The sequence below is a fragment of the Massilia sp. Root335 genome, assembly GCF_001425685.1.
In the GTDB taxonomy this organism is placed as follows: domain Bacteria; phylum Pseudomonadota; class Gammaproteobacteria; order Burkholderiales; family Burkholderiaceae_D; genus Telluria; species Telluria luteola.
In genome coordinates, this window is record NZ_LMCY01000028.1 from 247,211 (window position 1) to 260,101 (window position 12,891).

A 12,891-nucleotide genomic window follows, 5' to 3' on the forward strand; every position below is an offset into this window, starting at 1 on the left:
TCTTCTCTCAGATCTCGATGTTCAGGCGCACCCAGGTCTGGGTGCCTTCGCGCTGGAATGCGTGCGGTTCGTGCAGGGCGCGCGTAGCGGAGACGTCCAGCGAGGTCCGCTTCCACGCGATGTTCAGGCCCAGCGCGGCGCCGGACAGCGTGCCGTCAGGGTTGCCGGCGACGCGGTTCTTGACATGGCCGACGTCCAGGCCCGCGTAGGCGCGCAGCGGGAACATCTGGCCGAACAGGGGCAGGACCGGACGCACGAAGAACTCGTTGCGCAGGTACGCGCCGTGATCGCCGGACAGCGTGTTGTTGTAGAAGCCGCGCACCGTGTACGGGCCGCCGATCAGCATCTGCTCCGTGCCGAACAGCGTGTCGCGCGCGTACTGGCCCGTCAGGCTGGACGAGACGCCCGCATCCAGGCCGCCGATCCTGAAGGGGCGCATCCAGTTGGCGTTCAGCGTGACCTTGCCGAATTGCGCGCGCGGCGCGGCGGCATCCAGGCCATCCGCGTCGTGCAGGGCGCCGGCGAGGCCGAGGCCGCGCGAGTAGCCGAGATCGACGGACAGCGCGCCGCCCAGCAGCGCGGTGCTGGCCGTGCCGCCCAGGTCGAACACCGACAGCCGGCGGCTGCTCACGCCGAGCAGTTCGCCGCCGAGGTAGTTCTTGCTGTCCTTGACGGTCAGGTTGCCGTACACGCCGGCGCGGGCGACCTGGTTGCGGTACAGGAGCTGGTCGACGCGCAGCGATGCGTTGCGCGACTTGCCCTGGAATTTCAATGCGTCGCCGCTGGGCAGCTGCACGGTGCTGACGAATTCGGCATCGCTGCCGGTCGCGGTGAACGTGGTCCAGCGGAACGGCACGATCGCGGTCACGCTCTTGCTTTCCGAGCCCTTGTGTTCCATGTCGTTCGGCTGCGAGCGGCGGTACGTGGCCAGCAGCAGTTCGTTCAGGCCGAGGATGCCGTCGGTGCTGAGCGCAAAGCCGGCCTGGTTGCGGCCCGTGCTTTCGGAGCCGGTGTTGTCGCCGGACAGGCTGGCGTGGACGGGGAAGGCCGGCTTGTTGTGGATGACCACCGTGCTCTCGCCCGGCGCGCGGCCCGGCTGGATGTCGAGCGTGGCGTTGTTCGACGACAGCCGGTTGACCTGGTCGATGCCTTGCTCGATGTCGCGCAGGTTCAAGAGGCCGCCGGCCGGCGGGAAGACGTTCCACGGATTGATGCGGGCACCGTCGTCGACCCGGACGGCGCCGAGGCGGCCTTCGATCACGAGGATCTCCAGGCGCTTCTTGCCGAGGTCCTGGGCCGGCAGGTAGGCGCGCGTGGTGACGTAGCCGCGGTCGATGTAGTCCTTGGTGATGAGCCCCAGGATGGCCTCGACCTCGGACACCCCGAGGCAGCGGTGGCTGAACTTCGTGCCGATCTCCGCGCGCACCGCGGCCGACAGGCCCGGCGCGCCCTGGATGGCGATGACGTCGATGTCGTGGCAGCGCGGGCCGGCGCCGGACGCGTCGACCGGCGGGCGCAGGCGGCTCGTGTCGATGCCGGGTTCGACGCGCTCGCGCGGCTTCGCGGCGTCGATGTCGCGCTTGATGCGTTCGTCCTGCTGGCGTTGCAGCACGTCGGCGCGCTGGGCGGCGGCGGCGGGGTCGAAGCCGGTCTGGGCGTGCAGGTCGGGGGCGACGGCAAATGCGGCGGCGAGGGCGCAGGCGAGCCGCGTCGGAAACTGGGAAGTGGCCATGAGAGGCTGGGCGGTCCTTGGATTGTCGAAGACGCCGGCCCGCACGGGCGGTGCGGCCGGGAACGCGCAGCGGGCATCGGGTTTTGCCGATTTGCCCGCTGGAAATGTTTTGAATCTTAGCGACGAGCGCCCGGGCTTGTCACGGTGAATCCGGCGGCAACGTTCAAAATGATGCTGTGTCGCAACGATTGATGGAACGCGCGTATCAGTGTTTCTATACTTTTGAAAAAGTCGTTCGCGAACAGGCAAGATTGCGATTGTTTTATTCTCGGCTTGCGCGCGACCAATTTCCTGCGGACAATTCCGCCGCGGTTTGACCGGATCGGCCCCGGGGGTGTACGGGCTGGGCTACTTTCAAGCTCCCATCGCAACCGAGGAGCCGCAATGGCCACATCCAACACCCAACCGCATAGCGTGACACTGGAAGTCCGGGCGCGCGTCACCGAACGTCCCGCCGAGCTGGGCACCATCGTCGCGTACGCCTTCAGCCAGGGTGGCGCGCTGCTCGACATGCAGGCGCTCGACCAGGAGGGCTATGCCGGACTGAGCATCAAGATCGGCAAGGAGGGCCAGCTCGTGCGCGTCATGGTCGGCCCGGAGCTGGACAAGGAATCCATATCAGCCGGCGAGCTGCTGCGCCGCGGCGCCATCGACCGGCACGTGCCCGTGCGCCCGGACATGCAGCGCCTACCGCCGGTGCTGTTCGAGGTGACGCCGGACATCTGGCGCATCTGGCTGGGCCGATTTTGCAGGGTCAACGGCACGTTATTGAAGCGCACCGTGTCGGGCGGCGTCGTCCTCGACCTGCCGGTCTGCAACGCCACGGTCGATATCTACGAGATCGATCCCTGGCCCCTGATCATCGCCGGCCTGTCCGAGATCGACCTCGACCGCCTGCGTGATATCGTCGACGGGCCCTGGCCGCCCATCCATTGGCCCATCCCGCCCAGGCCGCCGGAGCCGTTCGGGACGCAGGCGTTCGATGCCCTGACCGACGTCGCGCTGAATCCGCAACCGCTGCCGCCGCGGGCGTTACTCGCGAGCGCCGAGACCCGGCCGGCGGGCACGCTGGCGCTGCCGGCCGACCTGGTGCTGGCGGCGCGGGCCGACCGTCCGCTGTTCGAGCGGGCGGTGCTGGCCCATCTCGATCTGCTGCGTCCCATCCTGTGCTGGCTGTTCCGCTTCCCCGTGCGCAAAACGAAGATCGCCACCGTCACCACGGACGAATGCGGCCGCTTCCACGCGCTGATCTGGCGCTCGGTGTTCAACTTCGACCAGCCCGATCTCTATTTCACCGCGCGGCAACGCATCTGGCCCGGCTTCTGGGTGGAGATCTACGCGCCGACGCCGGTCATTTGCAACACCTGGTGGAACTACGTCTGCGGCACCGAAGTGATCCTGACCACCACGCATCCGCTGGCGCACGCCTGTCCGCCGTGCCCGCCCATCGTGGCGCCCAACAACTGGGTGCTGTTCATGGCCATCGGCAATACGTCGGTATGGCGCATCCACGGCGCCAACCTGGACACCATGACCGGCGCGCCCGGCCACGACCCGGCCAAGGTCGGGCTGCTGGACGGTACCTCGCCCTGGGGCGGCACGCTGCGGCCGCGTCTGGAGTTCGACAATTCGCTGCGGAGCGATCTGGGCGTCTATTACTATCGCGTGTCCTACAAGCGCGTCAGCGAGCCGGAGTCGGCATGGAGGCCGAGCCTCGAGGCCATCAACCGCCACTATACGCACGAGGTGGGGGGCGACCTGATCCTCGAGCAGTACGCGCTCGGACCCAAGGCGGTGGGCACCACGCCGTACTTGTACGAAATCCCGCCGGCCCTGCCCCCGGTTGGCCAGTGGTCGATTCCGAACGCCGTGCTCGACACGCAAAGTGCGGTGATCCCGACCACGGCGGTGGCGCCCGGCGTGCTGTTCGACGAGTTCGGCGTGCCGACGGGGCCGGACCAGGGCGGGCTATGGCAAATCAAGGTCGAGTTGTTCGACGCGGCAGGCGCCATGGTCGATCCCGAGGCGCTCGGCATCAAGTGGCGCGTCCCGGAAAGCTACGACCTGACGGGCACCATCACCACGCTCGACGCGGCGGCGCTGGGCCTGGTCGATGCCGCGCTCAACCGCATGGTGCTGACCGTCCGGGTGGATAACAATCCGGCGTTTGCCCGGATCGACGCGCCCACCGTGGGCGGCAGCCTTGCTGCGGACGAATGCGGCGTGATGCGCTATACGTCGCGGGCCCTGCCGGTGGGCGTACCGTTCGAGGCGCTGCAGATCAATCGATTTGCCAGCTACTCGTTCTACGTGCAGCGTGGCGCGGTGTCGCCGCCGGAATACAGCATCGCCGGGACGGCGGCGGCTTCCATCGCCACCATGCCCGGGGCAATCCCGCCGTCGCCCCCGGCCGATCCGTTGCCGACGGTGGACAGCCTGCTCGACGCCTGCACGCTGGCGGGTTTCACCGAGCAGCTGTATGTGGCCCACACGGGCACCGACGGCTGGTCGCGGCTGAGCGTCTACGATCGCAGCGCGGCCCGGGCCTTCGTGCTGGCGCCGCAGTAGACGCCGCGTGTGTAGCGGCGCGACGACTTTGGCACCCGCTTGCAAACGTCCTGGCGCCGTTTCCACACCTCGCGTTAACGCTGTTTGAGCGTTGATTGTGCCTTACCTGTCCAAGCTCCCCTCATGGCACCACGCCAATCTGACAATGGCCACAACTCTTGGGGGGCAGTTCAGACCCGGGGCGGCTCGCACTGGCGGTATCGATGGTATGGTCGTCTTCGCATTTCTCCCATGTGCCAACTATCGGCCGTCACGGAATGTGTCTTCGCGAAGGTTCCAATAAACGGAATAGCGTTGATGATGCAGGTCAAATAACGGCCGAACGACAATGCCGTTTGCCGGACCGGCGTTCTTGATCTTGAACGCGGACGGATCGCCGGGGAGTGGAGCGAGCCAATCGGCGGGATTACTGGACGTGCTGACGATATCGGGAACCGGCGCCGCCGCGATCTTCAGGAAGGCATCCTTATCGCCCACGTCGCTACCAGGCATATTGTCCTTGCCAAGTTCTCCGGCCAGCAAGACGGGACCATGGAATATGGAGACCATCGAGGAGACGTCTCTGGCTTGCTCCAGTCGCAGCCCCGCTGGAAGTGCAAGGTCGATCACGTCACCGGCTTTCCATTTCCGCCTTAACGAGAGATAGCTTGCGGGCTTTGCGTCCACACCTTGCGGCTTCCCGTTGATCCTTACTGTCACCGGTTTGGCGACCCACGCGGGGATTCGCAAATTGAGAGTGACGGCGTGGGCTCCAGGTTTGACCACCGTCAAGCGCACCGGGTCACCCCGCGTGATATCCCCTTGCTGCCGCAAAAACATCCCGCTTTCCCGCCAATTGAGCTCGGATGGGATATACAGGTTCACCCAGAGCGAATCATCCTTGTGAAAGTAAATGCCTTCGTTGTAGCGCGCGGTGTTTTCAATACCGGTGCCCATACAGCAAAAGCTGCCATCAAGATAGGTGCGAAAGTCCCCATGGAACGGCGTGAAGTAGGTCATGGCGCCCGAATCGGGCGCGATCGACGCCAGCACGTGGTTGTACAACGCGCGCTCGTAGTAGTCAGCAAGCTCCGCACGCCGGTTGCGCTCGAAAAGCCTGGCGGTAAGCTTGAGCATGTTGTGGGTGCTACACGTTTCGGCGGTGGTCGGGGGCAATACCTTCTGATCATCAATTGACGGGCCGACTTCCACGCCGGGTTTATCGAACCATTCGTTGAATGAGTTGCCGCCGTTGGCGAACGAATGCCGGTGCACGACCAGCCGCCAGAAGTTCTCGGACGCCTTCAGTTCCACCGGGTCGCCATCGACGTTCGCGGAGTTTGCCAGGCCCACCGCCTGCGCGATGTGCGTATTGGCATGCAAGCCGCCCAGCCGGTCCTCGCCCTCGGCAAGTGGGCCGACAAACCAGGCGCGATTGAACATGCGGGCGGCTTCGAGGTGCCGGGGATCTTTGCCGATTTTGAAAAGCTCCGTCAGGACGTCACTCATCGCACCGAATTCGGTCTTTGGATTGCGGTCGCCGTCCGTGCGGAACATCCTGTCGATCTGCGCGGCATCCAGCGCCGCGAGCCGTTTCTCGAAGTAGTTGGCCATCCTGGTGGCCACGTCGAGTGCCTGCTTGTTGCCGACATAGGCATGGGCGTCGAGGAGGCCCGACATGACCTTCTGGACCGTGTAATAGGGCACGACGATGCCTCCGGCATCGACCCCCGGCTTGCCTTCGAGTTGGTCAAACGCGGCCGTGGAAAAGCCGGCCAGGTAACCATCCAGATTCAGGCTCTCCTGGCATTTGGCGAGTTCTCCCACGAGGTAGTTGACCCGGTCGCGAAACAGGAGGCTTCCCGTCGCCGCCGCCATGCGCGAGGCGGCGGACAAATAATGCCCTGTCATGTGACCCCGGAGAAATCCGCTATCCCAGCCGTCGTAGCCGCTCTCGATGCCTTCTTTTTGGGGAAGCTTGGCCAACACGCGGTAGGGGTACAGCAACTTGTCGGGATCATAGGACGCGAGCACCCCTTTACGATGCAGCTCCTGCCGAACGTAAAACGGACTTCCCGGCAGCAGGCGCACCTGGTTTGCCAGGAAGGCACTCGCCACGTCAACTGGAACAGTGCCCAGCACAGGAGGCGCAAGTTGGCCAAGGCCGCGGGCGCCACAATGCGCCGGCAGCGCCACGAGCGTGGCTTTGAGCATCGAACGTCGGGTGAAGGACATCAGAAAGGCTTTCGTCAAATGGGATCGTTAAAGAGATAACCACTGTTCCGCCGTGCGAATGCGGAGGCCGGATCGAATAAACAACTGCCGCCGGCGTGGACGATGACGAACGGCGTGTCATCGCACCACCGACGGCAGGCGCTCATGCGTTCAGCCGTTCGCGGCCGGCGCGGCGAGCGCCGGCTTGCGCTCCATCCAGCGCCGTGTGAGCCACGCGCGCACCGGCTCGTCGTAATACTTGAGCAGCAACCAGGCCAGCGCCACGCACACGCAGAACGTCGCCGCCGCGACGGGCAAGCCGTCCCGCAGCGACAGATGGTGTTCGTTGACCCACGCCGTGTAGGTGTACACGAACGGGTAGTGGATGATGTACAGCGGATACGACAGCCCGCCCAGCGCGGCGCACGCGCGGCCCGTGCGAGCGCCGGCGCGGGTGCTGGCTCCAAGCCAGACGACCGCCGGGAACACGACGATGATGCACGCGGCTTCGTACAGGCCGTTCATCCACAGGGTCGCCGGGCCGCCGACGCGCGGCAGGGCCAATGCGGCGAACAGGATCGCCGCGCTCCACGCAAAGCCATGGGCGACGCGGCCGGGGCGCACGACGCGCGACAACAGCAGGCCTGCGCAGAATGGATACATCAGGCGCGTGAGCCCCAACTGGAACTGCACCGGTTCCAGCGACCAGCCGCCGATCACATCGCCGTTCGGTCCGGCCAGCAGGTAGTGCACGAGGACCGCTCCGGCCAGCAGCGCGAGCACGGCCAGCATCCGGTTCGGCAGGCGCCGCAGCACGAACGCGTACAGCACGTTCGCCACGTATTCGAAGAACAGCGACCACGCGGGCCCGTTCAGCGGGTGCATCTCGCCCCAGCCGCGCAGGTCCATCGACGGCGGCACGGGCAGCAGGGTCATGCCGATCACCATGACGAGCAGCACGCGCCACAACGGCGTGTCCGCGATCATCGGGAAGAACGGCCCGCCCTGGAAGTAGAACGCGAGCGCGCCGACGGCCATCGCGACGACGATCATCGGATGCAGGCGGATCAGGCGGCGCCTGAAGAATTCGCCCGTCGACATCCCCGGCCAGCGGTCGTCGTACGCGTAGCCGATGACGAAGCCGGACAACAGGAAGAAGAAGTCCACGGCCAGGTAGCCGTGGTTGATGACCTGGGCGAAGCGGCTGACCGCATGCGCCTCGCACAGGTGGAACGCGACGACGGTCAGCGCCGCGACGCCGCGCAGGCCGTCGAGGACCGGGTAGTGCCGCTTGGTGTCGGCGAAGGCGGCCGCTCCGCTCACGGCTTGCCCGCCGGGCAGTAACGCTCCACGTAGTGCTGGTGCGGCGGCAGTTGCGACGCCGTGCGGCGCACGTTGCTGCGGATGCCGTCCAGGAAGCCGCGCAATTCGTCGTCGCCCATCAGGTCCGCGCTCGGATGCCAGCGCTGCGGGCTCAAGCCCTGGCCCAGCATCACCTGCACCCACGAGTTCTCGGCGAACAGCTCGTTCGCGTAGCGGAATACGCGCCCGCCGTCGCGGAACAGGTCGATGCGGTGCTGCAGGCTGTCCGGCACGGCCATCGTCGCCGCGTCGTGCCAGTACGGCGAGTCGTGGCGGTTCGTGACCTTGTAGTGCAGGATGATGAAGTCGCGGATCGTGCGGATGTCGTCCTCGCTCTGGGCGTTGAACTCGTCGATGTCGGATTGCTGGATGCCGTGCGACGGGAACGTCTGCAGCAGGCGCACGATGCCGCGCTGGATCAGGTGGATGCTGGTCGACTCGATCGGTTCCAGGAAGCCCGCCGCGAGCCCGAGCCCGATGCAGTTGCCGATCCAGACCCGCTTGCGCTGGCCGGGCTTGAAGCGGATCACGCGCGGCTCGGTCAGCGCCTTGCCTTCGATATTGCCGAGCAGCGTGGCGCGCGCGGTGTCCTCGTCGATGTAGCGGCTCGAGAACACGATGCCGTTGCCCGTGCGGTGCTGCAGCGGGATGCGCCACTGCCAGCCCCAGTCGTGCGCCATCGAGCGCGTCAGCGGGACGGCCGGACCGGTGGATTCCGTCTGCACGGCGATCGCGCTGTCGTTGAACAGCCATTGCGACCAGTCCTCGTAGGCTTCGCCCATCGTCTGGCCCAGCAGCAGCGCGCGAAAGCCCGTGCAGTCGATGAACAGGTCGCCCTCGACGCGCGTGCCCGAGTCCAGCACCAGTGCCGTGATGTGGCCCGTGGCCGGGTCGGTGTCGACGCCGGTGATCTTGGCCTCGATGCGCTCGGCGCCGAAGTGTTCGGAAAAGCGCCGCAGGTAGCGCGCGTAGCGTGTGGCGTCCAGGTGGTAGGCGTAGTTGATGCCCTGGTTCGGCAGGTGGCCGAAGCGTTTTTCCTGCGCGGCGACCAGTTCCAGGCAGTAGTCGCCGTAGTCGCCCGCCAGGCCGCGTTCGCGGCCCTTGAGCCAGAAGTGCTGGAAGCCGGCCGTCCAGTGGTCCGTGCCGGTCATGCCGAACGAGTGGATGTAGTCTTCGCCGCGCGCGCGCCAGCCTTCGAAGCTGATGCCCAGCTTGAACGTGGCCTGGGTGGCGGCCATGAATTCCTGTTCGCCGATGTCGAGCAGGCGGTGGAAGTGCACGAGGCTCGGGATCGTCGCCTCGCCCACGCCCACGGTGCCGATTTCGTCCGACTCGACGAGCTTGATGTCGATGACCTTGCCGAGGGTGCGCGACAGCGCCGCCGCGGCCATCCACCCGGCGGTGCCGCCGCCCGCGATCACGACGCGGCGGATCGGGCGGCCGCGGCCCTGCTGGTTGTTGTTGTCCATGTCTCCTCCTGGCTTGATTTACCTGTTGATGCGGCGCAGCAGCTGCCCGCGCAGCACACGTGCGCCGTCGTCGTCGAGCGGCGCCAACGCATAGCGCGCGTTCTCCGGCAGGTGCGCGAGGTGCTCGGCATCCGGCTCGAAGATGTAGTGGCGGAAGATCTCCTGCCACGCGCGGCGCTGTTCGGGCGGCAGTTCGCGCATCGTCAGGATCGCGAGCATCAGCGCATTGGTCGGCGTGTCCATGTAGTCCGGCGACTGGCGCCACCAGTAGTTCACGAGCACGTTGAAGGCCGACAGTGCCTCCACGTGGTGCCACCACATCGACGGGATGAACAGCGCGTCGCCCGGCCCCATCTCGGCCACTTCCGCATGTGCCATGGCTTCGGCGTAGCGCGGAAAGCGTTCGAGGTCCGGATTGCGCACGTCGACGAGGCTGATGGCCTGCCCGGCCGGATTGAAGTCGAGCGGACCGACGTACAGGTTTTTCAGCTGGTCGGGCGGGAACAGCGTGAAGCGACGCTCGCCGACCGCGACGACGGCCAGGTTGTCCGGCAGGTCGTAATGCGTGGCGACGACGGTGCGGTTGCCGATCCAGATGCTGGCCAGCGCGTCGCGGCCGCCGAGGTCGACGTCGTTCTCCGCGCGCAGGCCGGGCAGGGCGCCGTCGATCGACGTCGAGCCGACGTAGATCGCGCCCGGATCGGGACGCGCGCGGTGGGTCGCCAGTTCGTCGAGCACCTGGTCGAGCCGCGCGCGCACGTTGTGGAAGTTGAAGCCGGTGATGGCGTCGTTGTAGAAGAAGCGGCCGCCGATCTGCGGCGGGCCGAGCATCGCGTTCACGGTCGCGTCGCGATAAAAGCCGCGCACGTACGCCTCCGCGCCGGCCGCCGATTCGCGCCCGGCACGCACGAGCGGCCAGCCGGCGGCGAGGCCGCGCACGACGTACGGCCGCGTGGCGCGCAGCATCTCGTCCGGCAGCCTGCCGTCGACCGCCGCCACTTCGCGCACGTGGTTAACGGCGGCCGTCATTGGCGCGGTTCTTCCGTTGGATCAGGGCGCGGAACTGGGCCAGCGACGCCACCGCCATGTAGATCGCCTGCAGGTAGCCGTCGCGGTGCAGGCGCGCGAGCTGCTCGGCCGTCAGCTGCGCCAGGCGGTCTTCGTTGATCGTGTAGAAGCCGGCCAGGCGGTTCTGCGAGCCGTCGTCCAGTTCCACGTCGAGCACGAACGATTCGAGCAGTTCCAGTTCGACGAGCGCGCCCACGAACGCGCGCGACGCGACCATGCCTTCGTGGATCGTGCGCAGCACGGAGCTGATGCGCTCCAGGTATTCGCTCGTGCCGCCGTAGGTGAGGAACAGCGCCTCGCCCTCGATGCCGCCGTCGCGCACGCGCGGGCTGTCCAGGTCGATGTGGACGGCGAGGTCGTCGCCGCCGCGGCCGATCATGAACGGCTGGCGTTCGACGGTGAGCGGGAGCGCCGGCGCGTCCCAGCCGTCCGGGCCCAGGAACAGGTTCTCGCCCTGTTCGAAGCCGAGCAGGGCGACGGCGTCGTAGCCGCCGTTGCCGTCCTGCGCGAAGACGATCGGGTAGCAGGCCTGCAGGTCGCGGAATTCGGCCGGGAAGGTCAGCGCGGACATCACGGCGTCGCCATAGGCCGCGCCGCGGGTGGTGACGATGCGCAGGTTCTTGTGGTCGACGTTGTTCAGGGGTGCATGGTTGGCCATCGGTCTCGTAGTCTCTCGTTTGTCGTTATTGTGGGGGCATGCCGGCTAAGGGGCCGGCATGCCGTATTGGCGGATGTGGTCGAGCATCGCGCGGTTCGCGGGCAGCAGCGGCAGCATGCGGGCGGTGAGCCGCGCGGCCTCGCGGAAATACTGGGCGGCGGCCTCCGGCAGGTCCGACGCGCGCCCGGAAAACTCGGGCCGGAAGCCCATCCCGTACAGGATGTACTGCCAGCTGGCGGACGGGAATATCTCCTCGATGCGCGGGAAGTCGCGCCGCGACGGTGCGCGCGTGCGCCACAGCGCGAGCAGTTCGCGCAGGCGCTGCGACTGCGTGCGCGCGGTGCGGTGATCCAGCCAGTAGGCGGAATCCGTGCGCCTGGACAGCACGTAGTGAAGCTTGAGGAAGTCGATGATGCGCTCCCACCGGTACGTGAACGCCTCGTTGAAGCGGGCGGCGATCGTGTCCATCTGGGCGCGCGTGGCCGGCAGGTCGTCCGCCAGCCAGGCGGCGGACAGTTCCACGAGCGCGAGCGCGGACGCTTCCAGCGGCTCGATGAACCCGGCGGACAGGCCGATCGCGACGACGTTGCGCTCCCAGAAGCGGGCGCGGTAGCCGGGGTCGAACGCGATCTTGCGCGGCGCGGGAATGTCGCCCTCGATGCCGGTGGCGGACAGGTAGGCGCGCAAGGTCTGCTCGGCCGCGTCGTCGGCGCAGTGGGCGCTGGAATACACGTAGCCGATGCCGCGCCGGGCGGGCAGGCCGATGTCCCAGATCCAGCCGCAGGACTGCGCCGTGGAGGTGGTCTGCGACGCGATCGGTGCGTCGGGCGCGGGGTAGGGCACCTGCACGGCGAGCGCGCGGTCGTTGAACAGCACGTCGCGCTGCGACACGAACGGGACGCCGTAGTGGCGGCCCAGCAGCAGCGACGCCATGCCCGTGCAATCGACGAACAGGTCGCCTTCCACGACGCCGGCCTCGCGCGTGCGCAATGCCTGGATGTCGCCCGCCGCGTCGCCGGCGTCCGTGGAAATGATGTCGACGACGTGGGCCAGCACGTGGCGCACGCGCAGCTTTTCCGTGCAATGCTTCTGCAGGAAGGCGCCGAACTTGCCGGCGTCCAGATGGTAGCCGTAGTTGGCGACGCCCGCGTATTCCGGCGTCTGCGGCTGTTTCGGCGCGCGGCCCTGGTGGCACAGGTGCGGCTGGTAGCTCACGAGGTCGGCGAACGGCACGTCGCGGTGCCCATGCTGCCAGGCCGCCGCCAGATTGGCTTCGCCATAGCCCTGGGGCAGAGAAAAGGGATGGAAATAGATGTCCGCGTCGCCGCCGTCGACCCAGCGGTCGAAGCGCGAACCCTGCTTGAAGGCGGCGTCGCATTCGCGGAAGAACGCCGCTTCGGAGACACCGATGCGCTGCAGGGTCTCGCGCATGGACGGCCACGTGCCTTCGCCGACGCCGATGGGCGGCACGCCCGGCGATTCGACGAGCGTGACGGTCAGGCGCGGGTGTTCGACGGCCAGGATGGCCGCCGTCAGCCAGCCGGCGGAGCCGCCGCCGACCACCACGACGTGTTCGATGGGTTTACTCATCTCAGCTTCCATTTTTTCGGTACGCCGCATGAGTCTACCTGAAGTGCTGAATTTGGAACAACTTTTTATTCGCTGAAACCGATTACGGCAGGTCGCACGTGCGCTAAATGGCGACCCATATTACGTAATGCCCGTCGTTTCCGCGCAGGCGGGAACCCGATTTTGCGGACTGCGGATACAAAATTGGGTCCCCGCCTGCGCGGGGACGACGACTCTTTTCCCCGCCTGCGCGGGGACGACGACTCTTTTCC

8 protein-coding genes are annotated in these 12,891 nt (G+C 66.9%); 1 reads left to right on the top strand and 7 read right to left on the bottom strand.

Going from position 1 to position 12,891, the window contains the following annotated elements; all coding sequences use genetic code 11:
• Positions 1-7 precede the first annotated feature (7 nt).
• Positions 8-1,732, bottom strand: coding sequence for a ShlB/FhaC/HecB family hemolysin secretion/activation protein (locus tag ASC93_RS16810; RefSeq protein ID WP_056444533.1), 1,725 nt, complete (start codon positions 1,730-1,732; stop codon positions 8-10).
• A gap of 384 nt (positions 1,733-2,116) precedes the next feature.
• Here ASC93_RS16810 and ASC93_RS16815 point away from each other — a divergent pair, with 384 nt between their 5' ends.
• Positions 2,117-4,300: a hypothetical protein gene (locus ASC93_RS16815; RefSeq protein WP_056444536.1), complete on the top strand. Its 2,184-nt coding sequence runs from the start codon at positions 2,117-2,119 to the stop codon at positions 4,298-4,300.
• Positions 4,301-4,540: 240 nt separating this feature from the next.
• On the opposite strand, the gene ASC93_RS16820 is transcribed toward ASC93_RS16815, so the two are convergent.
• From ASC93_RS16820 to ASC93_RS16845, 6 genes are all read right to left on the bottom strand, one after another.
• Complete coding sequence (locus ASC93_RS16820; protein ID WP_157201972.1) at positions 4,541-6,514, bottom strand: beta-L-arabinofuranosidase domain-containing protein; 1,974 nt, start codon at positions 6,512-6,514, stop codon at positions 4,541-4,543.
• Between the two features lie 150 nt (positions 6,515-6,664).
• Entirely contained in the window at positions 6,665-7,816 is a 1,152-nt protein-coding gene (locus ASC93_RS16825; RefSeq protein WP_056444542.1) for an acyltransferase, read from the bottom strand.
• Positions 7,813-9,324: a tryptophan halogenase family protein gene (locus ASC93_RS16830; protein WP_056444545.1), complete on the bottom strand. Its 1,512-nt coding sequence runs from the start codon at positions 9,322-9,324 to the stop codon at positions 7,813-7,815. Before ASC93_RS16830 ends, ASC93_RS16825 begins: the two co-directional genes overlap by 4 nt.
• Positions 9,325-9,342: 18 nt before the next feature.
• Positions 9,343-10,353 (bottom strand): cupin-like domain-containing protein, encoded by a 1,011-nt coding sequence (locus ASC93_RS16835; protein WP_056444548.1) that lies wholly within the window; start codon positions 10,351-10,353, stop codon positions 9,343-9,345.
• On the bottom strand, positions 10,337-11,050 hold the full coding sequence (locus tag ASC93_RS16840) for a SapC family protein (protein ID WP_056444551.1): 714 nt from the start codon (positions 11,048-11,050) through the stop codon (positions 10,337-10,339). The genes ASC93_RS16835 and ASC93_RS16840 overlap by 17 nt, the downstream gene beginning before the upstream one ends.
• A 45-nt stretch (positions 11,051-11,095) precedes the next feature.
• Positions 11,096-12,640: a tryptophan halogenase family protein gene (locus tag ASC93_RS16845; RefSeq protein WP_056444554.1), complete on the bottom strand. Its 1,545-nt coding sequence runs from the start codon at positions 12,638-12,640 to the stop codon at positions 11,096-11,098.
• Positions 12,641-12,891: the final 251 nt, after the last annotated feature.